The organism is Mesobacillus subterraneus, assembly GCF_003937825.1.
Classification (GTDB): domain Bacteria; phylum Bacillota; class Bacilli; order Bacillales; family Cytobacillaceae; genus Mesobacillus; species Mesobacillus subterraneus.
In genome coordinates, this window is record NZ_RSFW01000014.1 from 143068 (window position 1) to 168356 (window position 25289).

Here is a 25289-nt window from a genome sequence, read left to right on the forward strand (position 1 = left end):
TTTTTCTCCCCTTTACCCTGTTTTGGCAGGCTGAGCTGCTGCGTCTGAACGAGGTGAGGACGCTGCTTCCTCTGCCGGCACGACCCTCCATGCTGTCAGCAATGCGCCGCCGATAATACCGAAAATCGTCCCGAACAGAAAACCGCCCAATGCCCCGATCACCGAGAGGATCGACAGGAATATGACGATGATCCCGAGCGCTTTAGAGGCACTTGGCAAAAATATGGACATCAGCCCCAACAAAGTGATCAGCCCCCCGAACAGCAATCCGATGACCGCTACGGAGCCAGGAAGAAAGGTGCTGAGGTAAAGGTTCAGCGGCACCCATAAGATCATCAGCCCGCTGACAATTGTCAAAATCGCGCCGAAAAATGGCCGTGTATGTCTCCACTTTTTAAATACCATCACTTGCCACCCCGCTTATTTCTTATCGATTTTTTCCACAGTCAATTTCATGCCATTCATATTGATGGTTTCCTGGAAGAGGTAATGCGTCTTCAGTTTTGCGTTTTCCAGGATGATAGTGCTGGAAGTCTGCTGGAACTGCTTTGTCCAGTCTGTACTGTTGTTTTCTTCAAGCACAAGGTTCTGGAACTTCGCATTCGCTTCGATCAGTCCGGCATAATGCTGCAGGCCGGAAATCTGTACTGGCTTGGAAGCCTGGATCTTCACCCGGATCCATTCCCCGCCCACCTGAAAATCCTTGTACAATTGCAGGTTATCAATCGTGAGTTTTTCAATGATATTCGTTCCCTGCGGTGCTGCATCTGAGCTGCTCGTTTCACCCAGCTTCGGATAAAATTGATAGCCTTCCCCTTCAAGCTTATCGAATTCAACATAGAAATCTCCTACACCGGCAATGGGTACCGCATAGGCAACACCTGACAAACCGAATGAGACCAGCAAAATGCCCAGCGCGAGCAGCCCTGACGCGAGGGCGCCCCAAAACACCTTTTTGTTCGTCTTGCTTTCCATTACGACAGCTCCGTTCAAGGAAGCCACCTCCATTAAGAAATATTTTTAAAATTCAAAAATACATTGCTACCTTATAAGTTATCTTCAGCAAATCAAGCTTACAACCGCGAAAAATATCGTTAGCATAGTGTTAACCCCGTAAACTGTCGGGGTATACGCTGGTGGACGGACAAAAATCTGAATATTTAAACGAATAATATTTTACCAGAATCTGAGAGTGGAGGCTTCCTGATGGAACATAAAATTGAGGATTTGGCGATGAGAGGGTTACGGCTGTTGAAAGAATGCGAGAAACCCTTTCTTAAAGAATGGTCTATTTTTAAAAAGGAACTGAAGGCATGGCAAAATGAGCTTGTCATCGATTTTGAGCAGATGATTGTTTTCGGCTTCCATCATCTTGGCCGGCCGGCGATTGAATCTTCGAATGATTTCATCCTTTCCTTGGTCCTGAAATGGCAAAAACGCCATCCCGAATTCGTTGATGATTTTGATGCGATTTTTTTAGTAAGTGCCATAGAGAATCTGTTCCATAAAGTTTTGAAAAAAAGGAATGCGAGCTTCCTGGAACACCAGGCAGTACAGGTGTTTTTCACAAGAATTCTTGACAAGGTCCTGCGCACGCAGCAGCTGGAGTACCAGGACGATAAATGGCTGCGGACGATGCTCGGTTTGCGGACGGTGCCCAGCAATTGGCTTGCTGTCATCCGCCATGACAAATCACAATTCAAAGTGAGCAAAGTGGTGTGTGCAGATAAAACGAAAACAAATGAGCAGATCATCACCATGTGCGAAGGCCTTCATGCCGACCGCCCGGAGGACTTATCGATCGCCCTTTCCCGGCTGCTGTCGCCTGGCCAGGAGCAACTCCAAATCATCACCGTCCCCTGTGTGACAGAAACGTTGATGCTTTGTGTGAAGGAGCATGGAGAAACAGTGACGAAAGAGCAAAAAGACATGCTGCGGAAAATGTATTTGAAGCAGATGAAGCTGAATCACCTGGAGAGCGAGCTTGAATGGAAGGACGCCACCCTGCTGTTCCAGCAGCGCCTGATCCATTCGCAAAGTGCGACGGATGCCGTCAAAATGATTACCCAGGGACTTGTTGATTATCTGCCTTTTACACGCTGCGCCCTGTTCATTTATTCACCTGGCGAGCATAGCGGTGTCGGGGTTCACGCCCACAATGTCACTACAGGTTCAGTCCAGCATATTAAAGAAAGCATCGCTGAATTTCCGCTGCTCACCAAGTATTTAAAGCATTTCAGCCACTCGAAGCCTATCTTCATCGAGAATGCTTCCGACATTTTCCCGGAAAAATACGTGCGTGAATACAGCCTGAAATCAGTTGTGGTCCTGCCCATCTATGTACCTGCAGAAAATAAACTCATTGGACTGGCCTTGCTTGACCGCGGAGAGAATCAGGCTTTCACCGTCAACAATCAGACGCTCACCGCCCTCATCAAATTCGGCCAGTATGGAGGCGAGCTGCTCCACCAATATTATGAGGATGCCGTCCAGCTTTACGGTGTCCAGCGCACTTTGCTGACCATCCGCGAGCGGGAAGTCCTCAAGCTGATTGCCGAGGGAGCTTCCATCAATGAGGCAGCCGAGAACCTGCATCTCAGCAGCTATACAGTCCGAGACTACATCTCGGCGATCATCCAGAAGCTCGATGCCAAAAACAGGACCGATGCTGCGGTCAAAGCTTTGAAAATGAGGCTGATTCAGTAAGCATTGGAAAGCATTCTGTCTGAAAGCAGATAAGGTCTTTCATCTTACAAAAACTTCTCCCCAGGCCCCGTTTACGCGGGTCCTATTGCTTTTTACTGTGTTATCTCACAAAATAGAAGGGATATCATTTTTAGGGGGTACTTACTTAATGTGGAATGAATTCAAGAAATTCGCCTTTAAAGGCAATGTCCTTGATCTCGCAGTCGGGGTCATCATCGGGGCGGCTTTCGGGAAAATCGTTTCCTCGCTGGTTGATGACATCATCATGCCGATTGTCGGGCTGGTCTCATTTGGAGGAGATTTTTCGGAGCTTACATACAAAACGTTAAAATATGGCGCATTTATCCAGACAATCATCGACTTTTTCATTACGGCCTTTGCTATTTTCATTTTCATCAGGATCATCAGCTCCTACCGTAAAAAAGAAGAGGCACAGCCAGCAGAACCTGTACCTGATGCAAAAGAAGAACTATTGATGGAAATCCGCGATTTATTAAAAGAGAAGAATTCCATCTAAAAATGAAACCTGCTGGTCCTGTCACCCGTATAAATAAACAAATATTTTTATGAGGTGACCCATACATGTACGCTTATTCAGAAAAAAGCATGATGCCATCGGTGATGCGCACATTCGCGATGTCTCTGGCCATCGCATTCATTGGCACAATGCTGGGCGTTTTCGTCCCGCCTGCTTTGTTCCTGCCGCTTGTCATCATTGAAGTCGGAATGCTGATTGCCATTTTCTTTTTACGAAAAAGAAAGGCAATCACTTATACTTTCTTATATGTCTTTACCTTCATCTCCGGAATGACGATGTATCCGGTGATCGCTCATTATGTCGCAACTGTTGGCGGCAATGTGGTCATCAATGCGCTTGGGGCGACGACGGTCGTATTCACGGGCCTCGCGATTTACGCGACGAAGACAAAACGCGACCTCAGTTTCCTTGGCGGCATGCTGATGGCAGCATTGCTGGCGCTGATTGCCGTAGGGATCTTCAACTGGATCTGGCCGCTCTCTTCGACAGGAATGTTAGCCTATTCTTTCATTGGCATACTCGTTTTCAGTGGCTATGTACTATTTGATTTCAATCGAATGAAGCATTATGGCGTAAGTGAAGAGGAAGTCCCATTGATGGCGTTGAATCTCTATCTGGACTTTATCAATCTGTTCCTGTACATCCTGCGTTTCCTGGGCGTATTATCGAATAGGGATTAAAGAAAGGCGGCCGATTGGCTGCCTTTTTGCATCTTCCATTTTTTGGCCAAAATACCAACTTTTAATGAAGTTTATGAAGTTTTCAGTTATTTCATCCGGGTATATGTATAGTGCAAGGCCAATACAAAATAAAGAAGGGACTGGTTAAGTTGAAAAACTTTACGGCGACTTCAGAATCTGTCATTGGCTTAGCACCCGGAGGAAGATTTGCGCTGCTGTCTCAAGGCACGCTGGTCTTGAATCGATGGACTTAAAATCGATTCGTCCCAGTGATTATTTGGATAGCACAAGCAGAACACTCCTCTAAAATGTCCGCAGGATTTGAGCAAGGCCAATACTAGTAAGGAAGGGACTGGTTAAGTTGAAAGACTTCACGGCGACTTCGGAATACGTCATTGGCTATGCAAGCGGAGGAAGATTTGCGTTGCTGTCTCAAGGCACGCTGGTCTTAAATCGATACATTTAAGATCGATTTACCCCAGTGAGCAAATTGAATAGCAAAACTGAATACTCCTCCCATCGTCCGTATGTCGGACTTAAAAAAGGTGCAGGCCCGGTGGCCCGCACCTTTTTTAAGTTCTCAGCAGAATCATTAAGTAGTTTTTAAGGAGAAGGAAGCTTGCCTTATATGAAAAGCGCTCTACATATAAACGCTTCTTCATTTTCCAATCTGCTCTCCCAGGTTTACAAGATTCCCGCAGCGGATATGTAATTACTATCATTCTCAAGGAGGTAATCTCATGGAAAAAGATCATATGATTCATAAAGATGGTGACGTCGATACTAGCAAAGTGGAAGAAACGCTTGACCGCATGGACACGCAGCAGGCCGATGAGATTCTTGGCGACTTCAATGAGTTCCGAAACTATTTGAGCAAGCGCATCCAGCTTGGCAGGACGGCTGGATTAAGTGAGGAACAGCTTGCCAAAACGGCTGAAAAAGTAGCTGATTACCTTGCAGAAAAGGTGACACCGCGCAATAAAGAAGAGCAATTGCTTCAGGAGTTGTGGAAGGTCGGCACAAAGGAAGAACAGCACGCGCTGGCACATATGCTGGTCAAACTGGCTGAATAAACATATCCATACAAAAAATCGCCCATTGACTGGGCGATTTTTCTCTGTGTTCTTATTCGAAAAAAGAGTCTTTCTTCTTCCCTTTGAGGATATCCCCCATCCAGCCTTTTTTTCTCAAATAGAGATATAGGCCGAGGGTCGAAACAAGGATCAATATACCTGCAAACAAATAGCCAAGCTGCCATTCAAGTTCCGGCATGATCTTAAAGTTCATTCCCCACAGGGCTCCCCATGCCATGACGGGCGTGAACAATACGGTCATGACCGTCAGGGTTTTCATGATTTCATTTCCCCGATGGGTGGAGACCACTTCCTCGAGGCGAATCATCGTATCGATCTCCTGCTGGTATTCCTCGATCAGCATTCTCGCCCTGTTTACCCGGGTATCGACCCGGCTGTATTCCGGCTTCTTCCTGATTTCCTCACCATATGCCTCTCGCGCTATGAATTTTAGTTCTGTAATCGGGATGAGAAGGTTCTTCCAAACCAAAAGCTCATGCCGATTCTCATATACTTTTTCAAGCAATTGAAGGTTATTGCGCTCTTTCATTTTCCACAACAATTCATGGAGATTTTCCTCATACCCATCAATTCGATTCAGATAGCTTAATAAGATTTCTCCTAACAAGACGAAGAAGCCTTCAACTCCATCTTCCGCCTGTTCCATTTGTCCATGCACCCCGGCTTTGTCTGATTCGGGGATATTGAAATCAAAGTTGAATGTAATGAAAAATTCTTTTGAGATATAAAAATGGAAGACTTTCTTATCTTCCTTTTTGTCAATATCCTGCTGATACACTAAGGAACCCCAAATATACTCCTTCCCTCTCGTCTGTGTATTAAGTTCAAGGAAATTCGATTTATTTTCTTTGACGTCTTCATACCAGCTGTGACAGGCCGGGAATTTTTCCAACAGCCCCTTTAATTCGACTTCCTGGCCTTCTTTGAAGTCATACCAAGCCCATTGGTCCTGATTGAATGTATATTGCATAGGATTCAGATCCTTCCGTTCTTTAAAATTGCCTTTTACCTCTTACTCTTCCCTTTTGCCGCTTTTTAAAACTCCCATTCAATACTTGGCAATCCTTCCAGATTTAAAAGGTTTTTCAGGAGGATGCAGCGGGTAAACAAGATAATACGAGGCAGATCACAAATCGCTTCAAAGCCTCTAAGCACTTTAAAAGGCCTTTTATAAGAAGGACCTTGTATAAAGTGTAAAAAATAGGAGGGACTTAAAATGCAAAAGAATGGATCAATGAAATCTGCAGTCATGCTAGGTGTCGGTGCTGCAGCACTATGGATGGCAATGAAACCTGAAAATAAAGCAAAACTGACAGATATGGCAATGCAGGCAAAAGAAAAAATCATGCCGTCCAAACCAGATGTCATCCCGGTGCAGAAGGCCGGTAACCCTGACCCAATGGACCTTGAAGACAACAAGATGGTCAGCGAAGGCGCAATGTACGGGGTCAACTATTACAACGAGAATCTTCAACATCAATAAGCCGGTCCGGGGAATGCCTTCCCCGGTCTCTTTGTGTTTATTTCACCCCTCGAAAACAAATACTATCAAGTGCGAGGGAGGCTGGAATCATTGGGTATTCTTTTTATCTTTATCTATTTGTTCATCGTTTTTACCGTAATTGAAATCAATACTAGCATCTTTGTGGCAACCGGCCTTGATCGAAAAATCGCCCGGTTCCAGGTTATTTCCATGCTGACAGGCACTGGTTTTACTACAGGAGAATCCGAGTTGATCATCGACCATCCTGTCCGGAGAAAGCTTGGGGCTTTTTTGATCCTGTTCGGGGCGTTCTCGCTTGCCGTGATCATTTCGGCAATCAGCAACTTACTGGCTGATAATTTCTTTACGATGGAGATTGCCTATATCGCAGGAGGTCTGCTGGTGTTGCTGTTGATTCTCAGGGCCCCTTCCACCCAGAAACTCATGGAGAAGAAAATGAAGGGTGAAATGGAGGAGAATTATGAGCTGGCGGACCTCCCGATCAAAGATGTGCTGCTAATGGACGATGAGGATGAGGTCAGGGAGATCTCCATTACTGAAGACTCCCGATTCGCCGGGAAAACGTTCGATGAAATCATCGATAAAGGAGACGACCTCATGCTTCTGTTCATTAAAAGAGGCGACATCAATATCAGAAAAAAAGCCTACCATACCGAAATTGACCCAGGTGACCGGCTGGTTGTCTATGGCAATGACCCATTGATCGAGGAAAAATTTAAAGATGCCTGACCCAATGACTAGCTCAGGGACAGGCATCTTTTATTTTCGCGAAGTTGGGCAATGCCTTCCTTGCAAACGCCGTATGACAGCCACGAACAATTTTTACACAAATACTCCAAGTCATCTGGCTTCACTTTTTCCGCGGTCATTTTCAGCAAGTCTGATTTTAAATAGCTTTCCCCTGGAACGAGACCCAGGTGGTGAATGACCTTGCCGTCCATAGACAGCACGTGCTCATTCGAGCCTTCGCTCGCCTCACAGATTTCGCGTCCCCGATGAGGGCAAGCCATGCAGGCGTCATCAAACGCCGCAACGACCTTTATGTAAAAGTCCTGATCGGGATCTCGAATACCCTCGACAATGCTTTCCATCTTCCTGACAAACTCCGGGCTGTAGCCCATTCCCCTGAATCCATGCACACACAGGAGATGGTGCCCGCGCATTACTTTTTCCACTTGATCACTCCTGAAAAAATTGTCCTGCTATACTATTTCTGCACAGCTATTGAAATTCCTTTTAATACCGCGGGTTTCGAATGGTCCTTTTTGCCATCCAGGTGATGCCGATTTTTTTGCAGATCGTCAGATAATGGAGAAATAGAATCACCAGGCTGCCGGTATTCATGCCAATGATGACTCCCTCCATGCCCCATTCCGGCCGCGAGCCAATCAGATAGATCAGTGAAAAGGTGACCACGGTTGCGTAAACAGAGTGGATGAATGCATCCTTCACCAGCCCAAGGCCGATCAAGTAGGCCTGCATCGGAATCGTGAAATAATGGAACAGGAAGTACGGCGCAAGCAGCTGCAAATAAACCGCAGCCTGTTCCGAGTGAAAAAACCTGGTCGTCAAAGGCTCAGCCAGAAAATAGAACGCCGTTACGGCAGGCAATCCATAAAGGAACGTCAGCAGCATCACCTGCTGAAGCAATTTCTGCAGCTTCGCGAATTCCTTCTCTGCATATGCCTTCGAAACCGTCGGAATCAGGATGATCAAGAACGAGTGCGCGATAAAGGCTGGAAAGAAACCTATTGTCATGGCGATTCCCGCCATCATCCCAAATTGTTCTGTCGCCATTTCCGTGGACAAGCCTGCGCTTACGATGGCAAATTTTATTAAGAATGGCTGGACGGCATGTGTCAGCGAGTGGAAAATCCGCAGCCCTGTCGTAGGCACGGATACCGCCACCAGGTTTCTCCTCACCTCATGCCCGCTGACAGGCTTTCCGGGGACACGCTTGATTTTTTGATATGACATGAAGAAATAATGCAATAAATAAAGGAACACAACAAGCTCGCTTCCTGCCAGCGTACAGAAGGCCACAAGGAGAGCAGTTTCACTGCCGAATTCAAAAAACTGAAAAACAGCTGTCAGAAGGGCAAGCTGGACAGCTCTCCGCAGGAAATGAGAGACGGCAATCCTTCCCATCTCCTGTTTTCCCATAAAAAATCCCCGGGCTATCGCGGAAATCGTCATGACCGGGATGAGAGCGAGCACCACCCACTTCATCAGCGGATGATAATCATTGAAAACAGGAATGATTGGAAGCACAATGGCAGCGCCAATCACCAGGACGGCCGTAAAAACCAGCGCCATCCTGACAGCATGCCGAATCATGCTTCTATGGTACGACTCGTCCTTCTCAGCGATCATTTTCGAAATCGAAACCGGCAGCTCGAAGCTGGCCAGCATCATGATCAGGAAAATCGTCGGCAAAATCGTCATGTAATGCCCCATCCCGCTTTCGCCAAGCTCCCTCGCCAGGATCATATTGACCAGGAACTCCACCACTTCCGCAAAAAAAGTCGCAATCACAAGGACAGTCATCCCTTTTAAAAATGTATTCATAGCTTCTCTCCCAATCCTGTCTCATTTACTCCTATAAACATATGAGACAAGTCCGGACAATATTAAGAAAATGTGCAAATCAGGAGTTTGGGGATGATTTTTTCGTTGGCGGTTCGCTTTCATAGCGATTTTTTCGTTTTTATAGCGAAAATCTTATTTTTATAGCGAAAAATTCTTTTTTATAGCGATTTTCAAATTTTTTATAGCGAAAATCGCAATTTTATAGCGAATTGGAAATTCCCCTTGATTTTTTCCAGAAAAAAAGGAAGAGCTGCTTACTGAGCAGTTCTCCCTCTCTGTTCTATGAAATCACTTCAAGTTTTGAATAGAGCTGATTGCGTTTTGATTCCAATTCTTCTTTTTTGGCGTGAAGGTCCTGCAGCAAGGCAAGGTCTGTCATGGCGGCCATTTGCTGATCAAGTGCGGCAATTGCTTCTTCATGAATTTCTATTTCTTCGAAAAGTGTGTTTTCGTCAATTGATTCTTTGACTTTTGCTTGCTTCACAGGAACAGTTGGCTTTACTGCATCAGCTGTGGCAGGCTCCCATTGCTTTCGCTTCTCTGCCATTTTCGTTCTGGCCCGGTCATAATTACCCTGAATCTCCGTCAGCTCTCCATGCTCTAGCCAATGAATCTTATCAAAGAGCTTATTCAGGAAATAGCGGTCATGCGAAACCGCGAGCAAGGTGCCTTCGAATCCATCGAGCGCTTCCTCCAGCACTTCGCGGGAATCGATATCGAGGTGGTTCGTTGGTTCATCAAGGATCAGGAAGTTGAGATCCTGGTACATCAGCTGGGCAAGCCGGAGCCTCATCCGTTCGCCGCCGCTCAGCTGGGACACTTTCTTAAAAACAGCAGGGCCATAAAACAGGAAACCTGCGAGCACATTCCTGGCTTCTCCTTCATTCATGACGACCTCGCTTCGGAATGCATCAAGTACGGTGCCTTCCCTGCTGGATAGTTCCATATGCTGAGATAAATAGCCGATTTTCACGTTGCTCCCAAGCTTCACTTCTCCGAAATCGGCAGCGAGCTCGCCCTGGATGAATTTCAGCAGAGTCGTTTTACCAGAGCCATTTTCCCCGACAATCGCTGCGCGGTCCTGATACTGTAGCAGAAGGTTGAGGTCCTTAAAAAGCTGCCGTGATCCAAACGTTTTCCCTACTTCCTTGAGGACAAGGACATCCTTCCCGCTCCGGCCCCCTGTATCCAGCTCGAAATTCATTTTCTTTCTGTTTAAAATTGGGCGGTCAAGCTTCTCCATTCTCGCCAGTGCTCTTTCCATGTTCGTTGCCCGCCTGTGCAGCGCCGAGCTAGGCGGATTCGACCTGTTTGCCCAGTCGCGCAGCCGCTTGATCGCTTCCTTCATTTTCTTGACTTTCCGCTGCTGTTCTTCATATGCCTGGAATTGGCGAAGCAGCTTCTCTTCTTTCTCTTTCATAAAACCGGAGTAATTGGCATGGTAAAGTTCAATTTCGCCATCCTCCATATCGAGGATTTTCGTCGCTGTTTCATCAAGGAAATACCGGTCATGCGAGATAATGACAACCGTACCCTCATACTCCCTGAGAAATTCGGCAAGCCACTCTGCTGCCATGATATCAAGATGGTTTGTCGGTTCATCCAGCAGCAGCAATTCCGGACTCCTGAGCAAACTCAGGGCGAGCCCTACCTTCGTTTTCTCGCCGCCGCTCAGGCTGTTGAAATTCGAGTCCAAGAGGTTGGCAATCTTCAAGCCGTTGGCAATACGGTCTATATTGGCTTCCATTGCATAACCGCCGCCAAGCGTAAACTTTTCTTGCAAGATTCCGTACTTCGCCAATAACCTCTCCAATTTAGCCGAATCTTCTCCGGCCCCAGCCATGTCTGTTTCAAGCTTCCCCATTTCCTCCTGGATTCGCTTAAGTTCTTCAAACGCTGTCTCCAAGACATTCCTCGCTGTCATCGCCTCATGATAAACCGGAATCTGGGCCAAATAGCCGATCTTCAAGCCTTTTTTCCAGTGGATCTGCCCCTGGTCCAGCTCTTCGATTCCGGCCACCAAACGCAGTAAAGTCGTTTTTCCGCAACCATTCCGGCCTACCAGGCCAACCCTGTCCTTCTCGTTGATCTCAAAGCTCAAGTCCTGAAAAATCAAATTGCCGCCGTACATTTTACTTATATGGTTAACACTGCATGCGATCATTATTTATTCCTCCTAAAATCGATCCCCCTTTTCGCCAAAAATGCACAAAAAAGCCAGGGGCAGATGACTCTGCTCCTGGCTCCATACATTCAATGAATACAAAAGGAGGGCATCGGGCCCTCCCCATTCACCGAATCATGCTTTTAAGCGGGAAAAGAGATGATCATACCGTTTTGTGTTTGATATTGAGCTGTTAAAAAAGGGCATACGTATCCCGTTGGCAGCTGCAACAGCAAATTTTGCACGGCAAAAATACAGGAATTCATTCCAGAAACTCCGCACAAAAACAGTCTTGATCATCTCTCTTCACCTCCGTTCATGAAATATTCACTCTTATTTTATAATTCAATTTACATTATAGCAAGTTTTTCCTGAAAGGTTCTCTGATTTTAAACCTTTTTCCAAGGATCACTTCTTCATCAAACGTTTGATGAACATCCCTTTAGGCCAGTTTTCTCAGGCTTTTCTCAATTTTTCCCAAAGTGTGGATTTTTGTGGATAAAGCGTTTAACCCAGCTTGGCCTGCGGGTAATGATAATTAACGAAGGAGTGGGTGGCAATGCTTAAAAACCTGGAACTTTCCGATTACCAGCTCTGGATGTGCAGAAAGATAAAGGAAAAGTTGGCTGAAAAGCATAACTATATAAATTGCGCTTCCCATTTTCCAAATGAATTTGAAGAACGGGAAGTCATATCCATAGCGTTAAGCGAGATGCTTATGAAATTAGATGTAATCGACGAAAAAGCGAACTGACATCACAGGGGCCACTGGCCTCTTTTTTGTGTTTGTACGAGTGTAATGCCGGGACTCCGCTATCCCTTTTTCGGTTCTACATCCGGTTATCGGGTAATGCTTCTCTTTCGGGCAATCCAGCATCTCCGCATTTATCTTTTCACCCATTTCTGGGATCACTGATTCAACTCATTCTTCCTTCTCAGCTCGACAAGGATTTCAGTCATCAATGTTACCTGCCTTTTCGTGCTGCTGACGAGCATTACAAACAGGACGATTAAAACGATTGGCAATCCGATCGAAATCAGTATTCCGAACAGGCCGAACAAACCGAAAAATGGTTCCATTCCCTACACTCCTTTATATTCGCTTAATAAGGGTTGTTATTTTACAAGTGAATGCCTGAAGGCGTAGATGACGGCCTGGGTGCGGTCCTGTACCTGCAGCTTGCTGAGGATGTTGCTGACATGGGTCTTCACAGTCTTCAGGGCGATGAAGAGTTCGTCGGCGATTTCCTGGTTTGTTTTTCCCTCGGCGATCAGTTTCAGCACTTCCATTTCCCGTTCTGTCAGTTCTTCATGCAGCTCGGCAATGTTTTTCTGCCTCATTTTCATCATCATCTTGCCTGTTACCTCTGGCTCCAGCACTGGCTGGCCAGCATATGTAACCCGGACGGCGTTAGCGATTTCACTTGCCTTCGATGTTTTCAGCATATAGCTGGTCGCACCTGCCTCCAATGCCGGATACACTTTTTCATCATCAAGAAAACTTGTGACGATGATAATTTTCGCTTCTGGCCACTGCTCGATGATTTTCCTGGTCGCTTCGATTCCGTCCATTTCCTTCATGACCAGGTCCATCAGGATGATGTCCGGACGAAGTTCCAGCGCCATTTGAACTCCTGCTTTGCCGTTATCCGCCTCACCGATGACCTCGATGTCCGGCTGGGCTGATAAATAGGAGGATACACCGATCCGCACCATTTCATGGTCATCCACAAACACTACTTTAATCATTTTTCTCACCCGCCACCGCTAAAATTGGAACCTTGACCTCAAGCCTGGTCCCCTTCTGTTCTACACTCACGATTTTCATGCTGCCGCCGATTTCCCCGGCGCGTTCATGCATGTTCTGGAGGCCATAAGAGCCTGCCTTCGCTTCCTCCACATTAAACCCAACCCCGTCATCGACGACCCTTAAAATGACTTTATCATCACGCTTGATTAGCAGCACCTCCAGCTGTTCTGCCTTCGCATGCCTTAATGTGTTCGATACGGACTCCTGGAGGATGCGGAAAAGATGGTCCTCCACTCCCTTATCGAGCGGGAACGGCTCCACCTTCCACTTAATATTCATGGTGACTTTCTGTCTTAATTCGATTAGCAGTTCTTCAATTCCTTCCTGCAGGCTTTTCCCTTTCAGCGCAACAGGACGGAGATGCAGAAGCAGCGCCCTCATCTCAAGCTGAGATTGATGGATCATTTCCTCGACCATCTTCAGCTGCTTCGCTTCACGGTCATCCTCAGCTGGCGCCTTCGTCTCATTGATGGCAGACATCAGCATCGATGCCGCAAACAGCTGCTGGCTGACCGAATCATGCAGCTCGCGAGCCAGCCGGTTGCGCTCCTGCGAAATGATTTCCTGGATGCGCGACTCCTGCTCTTCGGCTTTTTCGGTTGCCAGCCGTTGCGAGAGCATCGCTTTTTCAGAGATTTGCTTATGAAGTTTCCGGATCCGATTCGAGATGGACTGGACTTCGGCATAAGATTGATTGGAATCAATCTCAGGCTGCTGGCCTTCCTCTAGCTCGAATAGCCAGCTGTCCACGGCCTTTAATTGCCTTCTCCAGTAAGTCCCTGATGCCATACCAAACGCGACTCCCAGCACAACACTGATGCTGAAGGTGAAAATAATGAAAGGAATGTCCATCATTTCACGGTTCCACAAATCAGAAAGACGAGCCACCGGAAAAGCGAACATATAAGACAGGGTAAGCGCGATAAACAAAATCAGTCCAAGGGTCAATCCCCATAAAATCTGGCGCATCGCTGTCGTCATATCCGCTTCACCTCGATATTCCCGACCATCATCGAAGTGAAGATTTTCACCCTTTGATCGGCCTCATCATAGCCTGGTGTCTGCACATATAAACTTTGGTTCACGACTCTGTCTTCCTCATGTTCAAACACTTCTGCCGATCCGATGACCGCTGAGTGCCTTAGTGTCACTTCCAGGTCATACGGTACGAAAATTTTCACATTGCCGATGATATTGCGGATGAAGATGACAGTTTCCCCTTTAGGCAGCATCGTCATGCTCAGGTCGATCACACTGTCGCCAATCCCGGTCTGGATATTGACATCATTCCACTCATACACATGTGGCGGTGTCTCCTGATGGCCGAACAGGCGATTGTTGAATAAAGGCGGCTTTTCAATGACCGTTTCCTTGCTGAATGCTTTTTCAGGCTCCTGTAAAACAGGTGTGATGACTTCAGGCTTCTTTTTTGACTGGGCATACTGGTAAGCAAGATACACCAGCACGGCCAGCAGGAAGAACCTGAAGGTCATCATGCTGAAAACACTGCTCAGGAAAAAGAACAAACCTGCCCAGAACAGCACCTTTCCTGATTTTTTCGGCATGGAGGAGCGACCGAAATAAATCATCGCTCCGCTGGCGAGAAGGGAGAAGATCAGGCCTTCGTTAAAAAACGAGACCTCCAGCAAAAGCAATAGTAGTCCAGTAATCACAATCCAGCTGACGAAATCTTTTTTCACGTTGTTCAACATGCTGTTTCCTCCCCTCCTCTGATTTTTTGGGAATTCTATTTTTAGAGGAATGATTTGAAGTAATAGATGAGGTTATCGCCAAAAGGCGCAGCTGCCTGCGCCTCTTTAGAATACCATGTTTTGCCTATTAAATAGAATGTGTTTCTTTGTTTTTGAATTCTTTTTCCAGCTGGGCAATCCTGCCGTCAATCGTATTCCGGTAGTAAGAGCTGTTTACTTTTTCCTCAAGGTTGTCGAGATAGTTTTCCATTTCAGCAAACCTGGAATACGCTTTATCAGAATACGCATTGTTTTCCAGCACCTGATCCATCCTGTGATGAGCGCGCGTCACATTCTCACGCCCCATTAGTTCAAGGCGGCGGATATTCATATCCTTCAGCTTATGTTTCATTTCCTCATATTTCTGCTCAAGCTCCACCTGCTGTTTGCCGGCGTTTTCCATTGCTTCCTTCAGCCTTGCTGCTCTTTCCTCATATTGAGCCTGCTCCCTCGCCGCAAATTCCTGAAGCTCACTTTCACCAGCCCGCATCGCTACCTCTGACTGGTACTTCCGTTTTTCAGCCATCTCAAGCGCTTGATGATGTTCCCTTGCAAACTGTTCTTTTAACTGCCCCTGGCGCTCAAGCAGCTTCCTGACTTTCTCAGTTTCTGCTTCGCATTCACGCAGGTACTGGTTCAGGAGCGCAATTGGATTCTTTTTTTCCTTCTGGTCAAGTGCCTCATGAAGGTCTGCCATTACTGTGTTTTTGATTCTTGTTAATAGATTTGTCATTTGATATCTCTCCTTTTTAAAAAATATTATTTGTTGTTCAACTGTGCCCATTGCTTCTCGAAGTTGACGAATGGGTCGCTTTCTTCATGGATGGTTTCGTCTTTTTTGTCCCAGTTCTTGTATACAAGATACAGGACATAAGCAGCTGCGATCCCCAGAATCGCCGGCACATTTGAAGCAGTCGCCACCAAAATGATGAATCCGGCGATGCCCCAGCCGATCTTGGCGGCTGTCGAATCTGTTTTTAAAAACTGTTTCACCACAAAATACAGCACCAGCAGGCTGACTCCGAGTCCGACAAGCGGCCCGAGGTTGGAAATCAGCACCATCGCTGCAATGAAACCAGCAACCAGCAAACCAAATTTTTTCATGTTCAATTCCTCCTTTTCTCTTATGATTACATCTTACCTTTCTGGCTAAAATTCAATAACGTGCCTGAGCTTGATTTTGAAATAGGACCTGAGGCTGAGTGAGGGGCAGGACTGGTAAATGCGTGCATTAAAAAAACCCCGGTACCGCTTCACCGGGGTTCATGCTTATACCTATTTTGTGATGAACATCTGTGTCCAATAATGTCCGTAGTTTCCGCCAGGCGCATAACCTGAGCCCATATGTGTATAGGAAGCGTTAAGGATGTTCTTCCGGTGGCCCGGGCTGTTCATCCAGGATTGAACGACCTCGTTGGCAGTCCGCTGGCCGGCTGCAATATTTTCGGCTGCGCTTCGATAATTGATGCCGAAGCTCCTCATCATTGTAAATGGGCTGCCATATGTAGGACTTGTATGGGAGAAGTAGTTTTTATCTCTCATATCAGCAGATTTATACTGAGCAACCTTGGATAATTCCCAATCGGCGGCAAGCGACTTGATTCCGTTTTTAGCCCGCTCGGCATTGGTAAGCCTGAGAACATCGCTTTCGATGCTTCTGGCCGATCCAGTGCCCGGGATATTGATTTTTTGTCCCGGATAGATCAGGCTTGGATTTTTGATATGCGGGTTGGCGGCAATGATTTCAGAAAGCCCGACCTTATAACGCACTGAGATTTTCCACATAGTATCACCTGGCTGTACAGTGTGCACCTGCTGTGCGAACGATATGGCCGGAACAAGCCAAAACAGCAGTGCTAATGCCAGTATTACTTTTTTTCCCATCATTCATTCCTCCTCGAATGTTAGGATGAGAATTTAGCTGGAAAATATACACTTTAATTCACACAGGATGAAAACATTGTATGGGAGGTGCATATAGTTTTATCAAGGGAGGAATGCAGATTATGGGCTATCTTTGGGTGGTAACCATCGGTTTTGTCATTTGTCTCGGCCTGGTTGGCGGCATTTTGCTCTATTTTATTTCAACGGCTTTTAACCTGAATGATGCCAGTTCGATTGATTTATTGGATAGGAGGAAGGAAGAATAATGCAAGAGGGCTGCCATTTCCAGGCAGCCCTTTGCTTTTTCCGAACTTAATCGTCGATGACTTCGTTCGCACATGGAGGAGTGACATTTTAGCTTATTGCTCTTATTACTAAAGATGTTCATCCTTTATCAGTAAATAAGGACGCAAATTGGTCCCCATTACTCACGTATTGAAATCTTGTTCGGCTTGTATAGGTATTCGCCAAGGAATACTGCAAATGCCCCAAAAACATGTCAAAAGGCTGCCAGGATTGGCAGCCTTCTTTTATGACATATGGTTTTAAAAGTCGCGTGTGTTGTCAAAGCGAGTGTTGGCAGGGTTGTCCGATGTCAGCGGTGCATCCACCGTGTTGCCCGTTCTTGTGCCATCCAAACCAGCCGTTCTAGTTGTATTGTCATTCAAGCCAACTCTGTTTTCATCGCGCTCGACGACAACAAGAATTTTACCTTCTTTTACATAGCCTTCATAGCGGTCAGCTTCCTCTTCAGGTATGCCCATTCCAATCAGCGCACCAGCCAGTCCGCCGGCACCTGCGCCGACTGCAGCACCTGTAAGTGTCGCAGCGATTGGTCCTGCAGCTACGATTGGCCCGATTCCAGGAATCGCAAGCGCGCCAATGCCCGCCAATAATCCAGTCAGACCGCCTAGAATGCCGCCTGTTGCTGCACCTGCAGCAAGACCTTCCTCTGTCTTCGTACCGGTAGCTTCATTTACTTCATCCACTTCATCTTCGTTTTTACCGATAACGGAGATGTCCTCTGTTGAGTAGCCCTGTCTTTTCAGGTCCTCAACCGCCTGGATTGCATCACGCTCGTTATCATATACTCCAACTAGGTGTTTTTCATGTTCAAACATATTCATAGTAAAAGCCTCCTTTAGACGAGTAGTCCTTTTTAAAGATACCCGCCTACAGGAGGCGTAAACATGTTGTCGAACGTTTTATAAGTGCTATTTTACTTACTTAGAAGCAGCAGTCAGCGCTGCCTCAAATTGTTTCACGATATCGTTTCCATGTTCGATTCCTACAGAAATCCGGACAAGGCCGTAAGTAATGCCAAGCTCCGCCTGTGCTTCGGTAGGCAGGGCTCTGTGCGATGTTTTCAGCGGATGGGAGACCGTCGTTTCGACTCCAGCTAGGGTCGGGACAATTTTTACCCAGCCAAGCGACTTGAAAAACAAATCTGTATCAACATGTTCGGCTAGCTCGATCGTTACGATGGCACCGTATCCTTTTTCACCTTTTTCAAAAGGATAATAGACCTTGGCTACATCCTTATTTCCTCGCAGACTATCAGCCAGCAGCCTCGCATTTTCCGATTGGGCCTTTATCCTTAACGCCAGCGTCTTCAAACCTCTGCAGGTCAGCCACGCTTCGAACGGGCTCAAATTCGCGCCCAGGTTGACGATTCGGGCACGTGCTTCGGAGATGAGGTCTTTCCTTCCAACGACGACACCTGAAGTCACATCACTGTGGCCGCAGATGTATTTCGTCGCGCTGTGGACAACAAGATCAGCCCCCAGCGTATATGGACGAACGTGCAGCGGAGTGGCAAAGGTGTTATCAATCAGCACGACCAGATTGCTATTTTTCGCAAGCCCGATGACTTCCTCCAATTTTTCCACCCGCAGGAGCGGATTCGTGATCGATTCGGTATACAGCAGCCTGGTATTTTCCTTGATTGCAGCTTCCACATTGCTTAGTTCGGAAAAAGAGACAAATGAAGTCTCTATGCCAAACCGCTCCAGCTCTGCTTTTAACAGATGGAAGCTGCCCCCGTAGACATCATCAGCAGCGACGATGTGGTCGCCATTTTTCGCCACGGCAAGCACCCCCGCAAGGATTGCTGCAAGTCCGGAAGAAGCAGCAACTCCGTCTTCCGCCTGCTCAAGCGCCGCAACAGACTGGCCCAGTTCATCCGTATTGGGATTGCCTACCCTCGAGTAGAGGTAATTTCCTTCACCCTGGTAAAAGCCTTCGAGCTCATCAAGATCATTAAACGTGAAAGCCGATGTCTGATAAATCGGCGTTACCTTGCTTTTTATTCCTTGCGTCTTTTTATGTGCCGAATGGAGCACCTCTGTTTCAAAATTCCCTGCCATTTCTTCCACCTGCTTTTGTATGTAATAATGCTCTTCGTAAGTGTTCTGCTTCTCCTATGTAAAAAACCTCTCCAAATAAGGAGAGGTTTCGCACGCAGCCTCTCTTATCTTCAGAAATGAATCTTCAGGAATTAGCACCTTTTTCATGAAAAATGAAGGTTGCCGGGCTTCACAGGGCCTGTCCCTTTGCCGCTCTGGATAAGAGTTTTTATCGATTATTAGCTGCAGTATATCAGTCTGGCTGGCGCTCCGTCAATGCGGAGATACCAGTATTTTTTAATCCTCCGCCGGATCGCTGTCGAGCAGGTCCCATGGCGTGATGACGCCAATCGGCTTTCCGTGGCGGTCACCCGTTTCCGTAATGATGACCGCCTGGAGCTTCTTGCCCCTTGTATGGTAACGCTCGAATAACTCTTCAATATGGTATAGAGATGCATCTTCATCTACAAACGTGACGAAATAGTTTTTCCCCTTCGTCAGCAACTCTTTTACACGCACATCCTCAAAATGGACGACATTATCGGAAAAATGCTTCGCCATCCACTGGATGATTTCTGTCGAAGTCAACAGGGCGACATACTTATCTTCCTTGTCATAGACAGGGAATCTTGTAAAATCAAACTTGTTGATCACCTTAAGGACATCCTTAAGATACGCATCTTCATAATAATAGAATACCGGACTGGTCGCGATGGACAGCGCCGTCTGCGGCTTCTCAAATTCCTTCGCGATTTCCTCGATCCGCACCACCACTTCGATATGCGGCTCAGCAATATAATAATCCGCGTTCACACGTTCATGGACAATCGCATTGCGGAGCTTGGCAAATTGGTGCAGCTCACTTTTGTATTTCCGGATCAAGGCATGATTTTTATAGCCGGAATATAAGAGCTCGACAAACGCATCGCTGTCCGTTTCCCCCACCATCTCCCTGAGAGCCTTGTGAATGCGGTTGAACGCCGTCTCGAATTTCCCGGACTGCTCCTTATGCTTGACCTCATGATCCTCATATTTATGGCGGGTATCTTTTTGATTGGACGAATTCTTTCCGTTCTGGTTGGGAGTCTTTTTCCCGTTTTGTTCGGTATTCTTTTTTTCATTTTTTTCCGTATGCTTTTTTCCATTTTGTTCGAAAATCTTTTTTTCCAGTTGATTCAGTGACCTTCTTTCCGTTCCGGTCTGCACTCTTTATGCCGTTCTGGTCGGAATTCTTTCTATCATTCTGGTTAAAATTCTTTTTACCGTTCAGATTGCCGGATGCCTTGCTGTTTGTCTTTTTGCTGCTACCGTTCGAATTCGCATTCGATGCAGCCATCTGCTTTTTATTTTGGTCCTGTGTTTTTTGCTGAACATCCACGCGCTTCAGCTTGTTTTCTTCGTACTTTTCCTTCGGTTTAGGGTTCGTGCGGAGATACTGCTGGCTGTTCCGCTTTTTGTTTGCTTTGCCACCCTGGTGATTTTTTCGTTTATTTGAACCTGACTGGTTTGATCTATGTTTAACCTGTGTTTCATTAGCCAAAATGGTCCCTCCAAAATTTCATATAACTTACCCATCTCCATACCCCAAATCACAGCTTCTCTAATCCTGGTTAATTAAGGCTAGTTTCGCAAACCTTGGTGTTTTTTTGGCACAGCCCTTTTTTATTGCCCGATGTTGTATACCAAAAATTAATTGTAATGGAAGGCACTCAGACTCCTGCGGGCTTAGCTCGAAAGCTGAGACCCCACACACGCTAACGGCGGCGAGGAGGCACAGCGCCAGCCCCGCGGCAAGAGAAGTGCCTGGAATAAAAATAACACAAAATATAACAAAGCCTTGGACACAATAAACCATCATACTGTAAAAATACCAGAAAAACATAAAGGTTTGATACAATTAATACGGTAAAAACATTGTAAACTTATTCGAAAAGGGTTTGATATGAAATGGCAGCAACGAAGAAAAAGCGGGTCATCAAAGAAGTGACTCAGCTGGTGACAATCACCATCGGGGCAATTATCGCGGCCTTCGGTCTGGACATGTTCCTCGTTCCGAATGCGATCCTCGACGGCGGCGTCATCGGTCTATCCATCATTGCGGCAGAACTGACCAATGTCTCGATGAGTATATTTTTGATTGTATTGAACCTCCCCTTCCTTTATATCGGATATCGGCGGATGGGCTTGCGGTTCACGCTCCGCACCTTGTATGGCGTTATCATTTTGTCAGGGGCGACGGCATACTTGCATCATTTCGAGCCAGTCACCGATGATTTATTTTTGGCAACCATCATCGGTGCTGTAATCCTGGGAACAGGGGTCGGTCTGGTCATCCGGGCCGGCGGAGCGTTGGATGGAACCGAAATCATCGCCATCCTCGTCAGCAAGAAGCGCACCGTATCTGTCGGGCAAATTGTCATGGTCATGAATCTGTTCATCTTCATCCTGGCAGCATTATTGGTGTTCAGCTGGGAAACAGCAATGTACTCGATCATAACCTATTTCATCGCTTTTAAAATGATCGATGTCGTCGTCGAAGGTATGGAGGAACTGAAGTCGGTCACCATCATATCCGATGTACCTGAGGAAATTGCGGAAGCTTTGCTGAAACAACTCGGCCGCGGCATGACCTATATCCAGGGCCAGGGCGTTTTTTCGAACGAACCAAAGAAAATCATCTATACGATCGTCAGCCGGATCGAGCTATCCACTCTGCGCTCGGTCGTTAATGAAATCGATCCAACTGCGTTAGTCGCGATCGAGAATGTAGCAGACGTTTCCGGAAGCAATTTCGATAAAGCAGGAGGGCATTGATTGGGATTTTGAGGATACATAATTTGGATGTGGCCGATATATTCGGAAATTCGCCGATATAATTCAAAATGTGGTCGATATATTGAAAAATCCGCTGATATATCTCTGGATGTGGTCGATATATCTAAAATTAGCTAATATTTTACCATGCTGGGGACAATTTTGTTTATGAAATTACTGATCTATACCTGCGTGCCGGATTAAATTTTCTAAACCCACCATATTTTCCTGGATTTCTGCAATATATTCGTTAATATCATCCAGATATTCCTTAACTTCTGAATATATTCCTTAAACTTCTTAATATATTCCTTAATTTCTGGATATATTCCTGATTAACGTAAATCACCAAAAAATGAAGTGCCCCGGCAACACGCCAGGGCACTTTTTTAGTCAATTGGGTTGTTGAATTTCTTTTCTTTTTGGCCGGTTGTGAACTCGACTAGTTCTTCCGGTGTGTTATTGCCTTTTTTCTTGTTGTTGTTGCGCTGGGCGTTGCCGTTGCCTAGCTTTTGTTTACCCATGCTTCCTCGCTCCTTTTGATGGATTCAAGAAGTAGTATGGATTTTTTCAGTTGGCTTTATTCCCAGTTCAGGGGCCCGGCGTATGTTGGTTGCCTGTTCGTAGGCATATGCTAGCTTGATCAGCAATGGTTCGCTGAAGGCTGTTCCGGTGAAGGTGATACCTACCGGCTCGCCGTCAGCGGTAAAGGCTGTTGGCACTGTCACAGATGGATAGCCGGCTCTTGAAGCGATTGTCGAACCATCCATCGGAAAAAGGATCGCGTCGACTCCGTATTCTTTCAGGACATAGTCAATGCCCTGCTCTCTTGCCATATACAAGCAGTATTCTAGCTCTTCCAGGTATTCTGCCTCAGTTAAGGTGCCGCTCGTTGCTTCTGATTCGATCAGGATTTCCTGGCCGTACTTCAGCATTTTTTCACAGTGTTCATAGTTATAGGCGATGACGTCTGCCAGCGTTTTAACCGGAACACGCGGTGACAATCGATTGAGATAGGCATTCAAACCAGCCTTGAATTCATAGCTCAACACCTTGTATCCCCACTCTGCCTTGGCAGCCGGAATTGCCGCTTCCACCATCTCGGCACCGAGTTCTTCTAGCAATTCAACCGCTCTTTGGAAAATCTCTTCCTTTTCCTGAGACAGTTTTCCAATATACTCTTCTCTTGCGACACCGATTTTTGCGCCTTTTAAAGCTTGTTCATCAAATAATTGCTGAAGCTCCGGCATTTCAACCATTGTTGCCGGATCTTCCGGGTTCTTTCCGGCAATCGCCTGTAAAAGATAGACGGCATCCTTAACCGTCCTAGCCATTGGGCCAGCGGTATCCTGCGTATGGGAAATCGGGATGATCCCGCTGCGGCTGACGAGCCCGACTGTCGGCTTGATGCCGACCAGGGAATTTTGTGAGGCCGGATTTAAAATCGAGCCATCCGTTTCCGTCCCTACCGCAACAGCTGCCAGGTTGGCTGCAATTGAAGCACCAGAGCCAGCACTGGAACCGCCGACTTCGAATTTTTCAGGTCCGTATGGATTCAATACTTGTCCGCCGCGCGAGCTGTAGCCGCTTTTCATGTTATTTGCCATGAAATTGGCCCACTCCGTCATATTCGTTTTCCCAAGGATGACGGCACCCGCTTCCCTGAGCTTCGTAGCCACGAATGAATCCTTAGGTGCAATCGAATCCTTTAGCGCCAGCGAACCGGCGCTCGTGTGCAATTTATCTTGTGTATCGATATTGTCTTTTAACAGGACAGGGATTCCGTGCAGCGGCCCTCTTGGACCCTTTTGATTCCGTTCCGCATCAAGCGCAGCTGCGATATGCAGAGCATCCGGATTCAATTCCAGTACTGAATTGATCTCCTTATCATAAGCAGCGATCCTTGCCATGTACATCAGCACAAGATCATGGGAAGTCATCTCGCCTTTTTCCATCTTGTCCTGCATGTCATCAATCGTCGCTTCCGGAAGCCATTCTTCCATTAATGTATTTAAACGAGGATTTTTCACCATCAACAATTCCTTTCCAACATAAACTCCGTTATATATATTCTAAACCATTGTGGAATAATCCTTTTTCCACTGTAAAAAAGCTACAGGCCGTGAGCCTATAGCTTTTAAGACTTATTTTTTCACATCGACGATTTTGCCATTGTAAAACTCTTTAAGAGCTGGCTCAGCATTGAGTGCCTTGCTGAACTTTTTCAAATCGCGTTCTTCACGTTCATTGACAATCGAGATGACAGTTCCCTCTGCACCGAAGCGGCCGGTGCGTCCTGAACGGTGGACATATTGTTCCTGCTCCCTTGGAAAATCAAAGTGAAGGACGTGCGTAACGCCTTTGATATCCAGTCCGCGTGCGGCAATATCCGTCACAAGCAGCATTTCACTGTCGCCTTCACGGAATTTCGTTAGATAACGCTGACGGTCCTGCTTCGTCAGGTCGCTGTGCAGCTGCCCGACGTGTATGTCCTTGAACTTCAGTTTTTCAGCAGCGATGGTCAGGTTGGCGATATCCTTAATAAACACAAGCGTCTTGATCCCTTTCAGACGTGCGATTTTCTCAAGGATCTTAATCTTGTCACGCTGTTCGCTGCGGAAGTAAATATGCTCGATTTTAGCAGCATCGATGGTTTCATCCTTTTTCACCCGGATGATCTCGGGCTCATTGGCAAGGTTTTTTATTCCCTGCTCAATCGCTGGCGGAAGCGTTGCAGAGAACAAGAGCAGCTGGCGCTGGTCTGCAAGCGTCGATTTCACGATATTTTTTACCGTTTCATTGTGCTTCGGTGTCAGCAGCTGATCGCCTTCATCAAGCACTACCGTCTGGACCTTATGCATCTTCAGCTTTTTCTGCTTGATCAGTTCGTATGTCCGGCCAGGTGTTCCGATAATGACGTGCGGACTCTTCTTCAGCTTGTCGATCTGGCGTTTCAAGTTGGCCCCGCCGATCAGAGTCGCTGCCTTTATGTCACTGCCTTCTCCCCATTTCTGGATTTCGGACAGAATCTGCATCACCAGCTCCTGAGAGGAGGCAAGGATCACGGCCTGCGTATTCTGCCTTTTCGGATCGATTTTATTTAAAACAGGCAGCAAGTACGCCAGGGTCTTGCCCGTCCCGGTCGGTGATTCCGCGGCCACATCTTTTCCTTCTAAAATAAGAGGGATTGCCGTCGACTGGACAGAGGTCATCGTCTCGAATTCAGCCTTCTCCCAGGCCTGCTGCAGGAACGGCTTCAATTGTGGAATAATTGGTTGTGTGTCTGACATGATATTCTCCTTCAAGTTAAACATTCTAGTAATGATACTAGCTAAAAAGGGTGTATAAGTCCAGTATTCCCCTGCTCCATGTGATTTCTTCAAAAAAAGAAGAGCGCAAAGTCTGCACTC

General features: G+C 46.6%; 30 protein-coding genes and 1 riboswitch. Of the genes, 9 read left to right on the top strand and 21 right to left on the bottom strand.

All coding sequences use genetic code 11. The features are described 5' to 3' along the window. Positions 1-12: 12 nt before the first annotated feature. Together EJA10_RS12730 and EJA10_RS12735 are read right to left on the bottom strand one after the other, a co-directional pair. Complete coding sequence (locus EJA10_RS12730; protein WP_125480385.1) at positions 13-405, bottom strand: DUF6114 domain-containing protein; 393 nt, start codon at positions 403-405, stop codon at positions 13-15. A 15-nt stretch (positions 406-420) separates the two neighbouring features. Continuing rightward, the gene (locus EJA10_RS12735) at positions 421-993 is read right to left on the bottom strand and encodes a DUF6230 family protein (RefSeq protein ID WP_125480386.1); all 573 of its coding nucleotides are present in this window, start codon (positions 991-993) and stop codon (positions 421-423) included. Positions 994-1206: 213 nt separating this feature from the next. Between EJA10_RS12735 and EJA10_RS12740 the strand changes: the two genes are divergently transcribed. From EJA10_RS12740 to EJA10_RS12755, 4 genes are all read left to right on the top strand, one after another. Then, a complete protein-coding gene (locus tag EJA10_RS12740; RefSeq protein WP_125480387.1) occupies positions 1207-2706 on the top strand; it encodes a response regulator transcription factor in 1500 nt (499 codons plus the stop codon). Positions 2707-2854: 148 nt separating this feature from the next. Then, positions 2855-3223, top strand: coding sequence for a large-conductance mechanosensitive channel protein MscL (mscL, locus tag EJA10_RS12745; RefSeq protein ID WP_125480388.1), 369 nt, complete (start codon positions 2855-2857; stop codon positions 3221-3223). Between the two features lie 65 nt (positions 3224-3288). Then, positions 3289-3924: a Bax inhibitor-1/YccA family protein gene (locus tag EJA10_RS12750; protein WP_125480389.1), complete on the top strand. Its 636-nt coding sequence runs from the start codon at positions 3289-3291 to the stop codon at positions 3922-3924. Positions 3925-4664: 740 nt separating this feature from the next. Next, positions 4665-4997, top strand: a complete 333-nt coding sequence (locus tag EJA10_RS12755) for a DUF3243 domain-containing protein (protein WP_125480390.1) — start codon at positions 4665-4667, stop codon at positions 4995-4997. Positions 4998-5049: 52 nt separating this feature from the next. Here EJA10_RS12755 and EJA10_RS12760 read toward each other — a convergent pair whose 3' ends face one another. Continuing rightward, positions 5050-5988 (bottom strand): magnesium transporter CorA family protein, encoded by a 939-nt coding sequence (locus EJA10_RS12760; protein ID WP_125480391.1) that lies wholly within the window; start codon positions 5986-5988, stop codon positions 5050-5052. Between the two features lie 246 nt (positions 5989-6234). Between EJA10_RS12760 and EJA10_RS12765 the strand changes: the two genes are divergently transcribed. Further along, positions 6235-6501: a hypothetical protein gene (locus EJA10_RS12765; protein ID WP_125480392.1), complete on the top strand. Its 267-nt coding sequence runs from the start codon at positions 6235-6237 to the stop codon at positions 6499-6501. Between the two features lie 90 nt (positions 6502-6591). Beyond that, positions 6592-7251: a TrkA C-terminal domain-containing protein gene (locus EJA10_RS12770; protein WP_125480393.1), complete on the top strand. Its 660-nt coding sequence runs from the start codon at positions 6592-6594 to the stop codon at positions 7249-7251. A gap of 8 nt (positions 7252-7259) precedes the next feature. Here the strand turns inward: EJA10_RS12770 and EJA10_RS12775 are convergent, their stop codons facing one another. From EJA10_RS12775 to EJA10_RS23920, 4 genes are all read right to left on the bottom strand, one after another. Next, complete coding sequence (locus tag EJA10_RS12775) at positions 7260-7685, bottom strand: DUF1284 domain-containing protein (protein ID WP_125480570.1); 426 nt, start codon at positions 7683-7685, stop codon at positions 7260-7262. 73 nt (positions 7686-7758) lie between these two features. After that, complete coding sequence (locus tag EJA10_RS12780) at positions 7759-9090, bottom strand: polysaccharide biosynthesis protein (protein WP_125480394.1); 1332 nt, start codon at positions 9088-9090, stop codon at positions 7759-7761. Positions 9091-9391: 301 nt separating this feature from the next. Next, positions 9392-11275, bottom strand: coding sequence for a ribosomal protection-like ABC-F family protein (gene abc-f, locus EJA10_RS12785; protein ID WP_125480395.1), 1884 nt, complete (start codon positions 11273-11275; stop codon positions 9392-9394). A gap of 135 nt (positions 11276-11410) precedes the next feature. Continuing rightward, positions 11411-11575, bottom strand: a complete 165-nt coding sequence (locus EJA10_RS23920) for an RAxF-45 family protein (protein WP_281274499.1) — start codon at positions 11573-11575, stop codon at positions 11411-11413. A gap of 259 nt (positions 11576-11834) precedes the next feature. On the opposite strand from EJA10_RS23920, the gene EJA10_RS12790 reads away from it, so the two are divergent. Beyond that, on the top strand, positions 11835-12029 hold the full coding sequence (locus EJA10_RS12790; protein ID WP_125480396.1) for a hypothetical protein: 195 nt from the start codon (positions 11835-11837) through the stop codon (positions 12027-12029). A 155-nt stretch (positions 12030-12184) separates the two neighbouring features. On the opposite strand, the gene EJA10_RS23370 is transcribed toward EJA10_RS12790, so the two are convergent. From EJA10_RS23370 to safA, 7 genes are all read right to left on the bottom strand, one after another. Further along, entirely contained in the window at positions 12185-12355 is a 171-nt protein-coding gene (locus EJA10_RS23370) for a hypothetical protein (protein WP_170169130.1), read from the bottom strand. A gap of 36 nt (positions 12356-12391) precedes the next feature. Then, positions 12392-13024, bottom strand: a complete 633-nt coding sequence (locus EJA10_RS12795; protein WP_125480397.1) for a response regulator transcription factor — start codon at positions 13022-13024, stop codon at positions 12392-12394. After that, positions 13017-14066 carry a sensor histidine kinase gene (locus EJA10_RS12800; RefSeq protein ID WP_125480398.1) on the bottom strand — a complete coding sequence of 350 codons (1050 nt, stop codon included), beginning with the start codon at positions 14064-14066 and terminating at the stop codon, positions 13017-13019. Before EJA10_RS12800 ends, EJA10_RS12795 begins: the two co-directional genes overlap by 8 nt. After that, a complete protein-coding gene (gene liaF / locus EJA10_RS12805) occupies positions 14063-14797 on the bottom strand; it encodes a cell wall-active antibiotics response protein LiaF (RefSeq protein ID WP_125480399.1) in 735 nt (244 codons plus the stop codon). Before liaF ends, EJA10_RS12800 begins: the two co-directional genes overlap by 4 nt. A gap of 127 nt (positions 14798-14924) precedes the next feature. Then, the gene (locus tag EJA10_RS12810) at positions 14925-15569 is read right to left on the bottom strand and encodes a PspA/IM30 family protein (RefSeq protein WP_125480400.1); all 645 of its coding nucleotides are present in this window, start codon (positions 15567-15569) and stop codon (positions 14925-14927) included. 26 nt (positions 15570-15595) lie between these two features. Beyond that, complete coding sequence (locus EJA10_RS12815; protein ID WP_125480401.1) at positions 15596-15940, bottom strand: lmo0954 family membrane protein; 345 nt, start codon at positions 15938-15940, stop codon at positions 15596-15598. A gap of 171 nt (positions 15941-16111) precedes the next feature. Beyond that, complete coding sequence (gene safA / locus EJA10_RS12820) at positions 16112-16720, bottom strand: SafA/ExsA family spore coat assembly protein (RefSeq protein ID WP_125480571.1); 609 nt, start codon at positions 16718-16720, stop codon at positions 16112-16114. Positions 16721-16842: 122 nt separating this feature from the next. On the opposite strand from safA, the gene EJA10_RS23375 reads away from it, so the two are divergent. Beyond that, positions 16843-16986 carry a hypothetical protein gene (locus tag EJA10_RS23375; RefSeq protein WP_170169131.1) on the top strand — a complete coding sequence of 48 codons (144 nt, stop codon included), beginning with the start codon at positions 16843-16845 and terminating at the stop codon, positions 16984-16986. Positions 16987-17265: 279 nt separating this feature from the next. Here EJA10_RS23375 and EJA10_RS12825 read toward each other — a convergent pair whose 3' ends face one another. The 4 genes from EJA10_RS12825 to EJA10_RS12840 all read right to left on the bottom strand — a co-directional run bounded on the left by EJA10_RS12825 (position 17266) and on the right by EJA10_RS12840 (position 20605). Next, positions 17266-17841, bottom strand: coding sequence for a general stress protein (locus EJA10_RS12825; protein WP_125480572.1), 576 nt, complete (start codon positions 17839-17841; stop codon positions 17266-17268). A 102-nt stretch (positions 17842-17943) separates the two neighbouring features. Next, positions 17944-19086 (bottom strand): trans-sulfuration enzyme family protein, encoded by a 1143-nt coding sequence (locus EJA10_RS12830; protein WP_125480402.1) that lies wholly within the window; start codon positions 19084-19086, stop codon positions 17944-17946. A 101-nt stretch (positions 19087-19187) separates the two neighbouring features. Further along, positions 19188-19291, bottom strand: a riboswitch (SAM riboswitch). Positions 19292-19362: 71 nt separating this feature from the next. Beyond that, a complete protein-coding gene (locus EJA10_RS12835) occupies positions 19363-20271 on the bottom strand; it encodes a CBS domain-containing protein (RefSeq protein WP_246017780.1) in 909 nt (302 codons plus the stop codon). Continuing rightward, a complete protein-coding gene (locus EJA10_RS12840) occupies positions 20183-20605 on the bottom strand; it encodes a hypothetical protein (RefSeq protein ID WP_125480404.1) in 423 nt (140 codons plus the stop codon). The genes EJA10_RS12835 and EJA10_RS12840 overlap by 89 nt, the downstream gene beginning before the upstream one ends. Positions 20606-21012: 407 nt before the next feature. Here EJA10_RS12840 and EJA10_RS12845 point away from each other — a divergent pair, with 407 nt between their 5' ends. Further along, positions 21013-21879: a YitT family protein gene (locus EJA10_RS12845; RefSeq protein ID WP_125480405.1), complete on the top strand. Its 867-nt coding sequence runs from the start codon at positions 21013-21015 to the stop codon at positions 21877-21879. Positions 21880-22268: 389 nt separating this feature from the next. Here EJA10_RS12845 and EJA10_RS23925 read toward each other — a convergent pair whose 3' ends face one another. The 3 genes from EJA10_RS23925 to EJA10_RS12855 form a co-directional block, all read right to left on the bottom strand. Next, complete coding sequence (locus tag EJA10_RS23925) at positions 22269-22403, bottom strand: hypothetical protein (protein ID WP_260983522.1); 135 nt, start codon at positions 22401-22403, stop codon at positions 22269-22271. A gap of 24 nt (positions 22404-22427) precedes the next feature. After that, the gene (locus EJA10_RS12850; protein ID WP_125480573.1) at positions 22428-23909 is read right to left on the bottom strand and encodes an amidase family protein; all 1482 of its coding nucleotides are present in this window, start codon (positions 23907-23909) and stop codon (positions 22428-22430) included. A gap of 114 nt (positions 23910-24023) precedes the next feature. Next, positions 24024-25169 (bottom strand): DEAD/DEAH box helicase, encoded by a 1146-nt coding sequence (locus EJA10_RS12855; RefSeq protein ID WP_125480406.1) that lies wholly within the window; start codon positions 25167-25169, stop codon positions 24024-24026. Positions 25170-25289 lie beyond the last annotated feature (120 nt).

Excerpts from the sequence above, each read along its gene's own strand:
- EJA10_RS12775 (WP_125480570.1), bottom strand. The coding sequence starts at position 7,685 with ATGCGCGGGCACCATCTCCTGTGTGTGCATGGATTCAGGGGAATGGGC.
- EJA10_RS12750 (WP_125480389.1), top strand. The coding sequence starts at position 3,289 with ATGTACGCTTATTCAGAAAAAAGCATGATGCCATCGGTGATGCGCACA.
- EJA10_RS12810 (WP_125480400.1), bottom strand. The coding sequence starts at position 15,569 with ATGACAAATCTATTAACAAGAATCAAAAACACAGTAATGGCAGACCTT.
- EJA10_RS12855 (WP_125480406.1), bottom strand. The coding sequence starts at position 25,169 with ATGTCAGACACACAACCAATTATTCCACAATTGAAGCCGTTCCTGCAG.
- EJA10_RS12830 (WP_125480402.1), bottom strand. The coding sequence starts at position 19,086 with ATGGCAGGGAATTTTGAAACAGAGGTGCTCCATTCGGCACATAAAAAG.
- mscL (WP_125480388.1), top strand. The coding sequence starts at position 2,855 with ATGTGGAATGAATTCAAGAAATTCGCCTTTAAAGGCAATGTCCTTGAT.
- EJA10_RS12795 (WP_125480397.1), bottom strand. The coding sequence starts at position 13,024 with ATGATTAAAGTAGTGTTTGTGGATGACCATGAAATGGTGCGGATCGGT.
- EJA10_RS12825 (WP_125480572.1), bottom strand. The coding sequence starts at position 17,841 with ATGTTTGAACATGAAAAACACCTAGTTGGAGTATATGATAACGAGCGT.
- EJA10_RS12760 (WP_125480391.1), bottom strand. The coding sequence starts at position 5,988 with ATGCAATATACATTCAATCAGGACCAATGGGCTTGGTATGACTTCAAA.
- EJA10_RS12740 (WP_125480387.1), top strand. The coding sequence starts at position 1,207 with ATGGAACATAAAATTGAGGATTTGGCGATGAGAGGGTTACGGCTGTTG.
- EJA10_RS12845 (WP_125480405.1), top strand. The coding sequence starts at position 21,013 with ATGGCAGCAACGAAGAAAAAGCGGGTCATCAAAGAAGTGACTCAGCTG.
- liaF (WP_125480399.1), bottom strand. The coding sequence starts at position 14,797 with ATGTTGAACAACGTGAAAAAAGATTTCGTCAGCTGGATTGTGATTACT.
- EJA10_RS12815 (WP_125480401.1), bottom strand. The coding sequence starts at position 15,940 with ATGAAAAAATTTGGTTTGCTGGTTGCTGGTTTCATTGCAGCGATGGTG.
- EJA10_RS12755 (WP_125480390.1), top strand. The coding sequence starts at position 4,665 with ATGGAAAAAGATCATATGATTCATAAAGATGGTGACGTCGATACTAGC.
- EJA10_RS12765 (WP_125480392.1), top strand. The coding sequence starts at position 6,235 with ATGCAAAAGAATGGATCAATGAAATCTGCAGTCATGCTAGGTGTCGGT.
- EJA10_RS12790 (WP_125480396.1), top strand. The coding sequence starts at position 11,835 with ATGCTTAAAAACCTGGAACTTTCCGATTACCAGCTCTGGATGTGCAGA.
- EJA10_RS12800 (WP_125480398.1), bottom strand. The coding sequence starts at position 14,066 with ATGACGACAGCGATGCGCCAGATTTTATGGGGATTGACCCTTGGACTG.
- abc-f (WP_125480395.1), bottom strand. The coding sequence starts at position 11,275 with ATGATCGCATGCAGTGTTAACCATATAAGTAAAATGTACGGCGGCAAT.
- EJA10_RS23920 (WP_281274499.1), bottom strand. The coding sequence starts at position 11,575 with ATGATCAAGACTGTTTTTGTGCGGAGTTTCTGGAATGAATTCCTGTAT.
- safA (WP_125480571.1), bottom strand. The coding sequence starts at position 16,720 with ATGGGAAAAAAAGTAATACTGGCATTAGCACTGCTGTTTTGGCTTGTT.
- EJA10_RS23925 (WP_260983522.1), bottom strand. The coding sequence starts at position 22,403 with ATGGGTAAACAAAAGCTAGGCAACGGCAACGCCCAGCGCAACAACAAC.
- EJA10_RS12730 (WP_125480385.1), bottom strand. The coding sequence starts at position 405 with ATGGTATTTAAAAAGTGGAGACATACACGGCCATTTTTCGGCGCGATT.
- EJA10_RS12780 (WP_125480394.1), bottom strand. The coding sequence starts at position 9,090 with ATGAATACATTTTTAAAAGGGATGACTGTCCTTGTGATTGCGACTTTT.
- EJA10_RS23370 (WP_170169130.1), bottom strand. The coding sequence starts at position 12,355 with ATGGAACCATTTTTCGGTTTGTTCGGCCTGTTCGGAATACTGATTTCG.
- EJA10_RS23375 (WP_170169131.1), top strand. The coding sequence starts at position 16,843 with ATGGGCTATCTTTGGGTGGTAACCATCGGTTTTGTCATTTGTCTCGGC.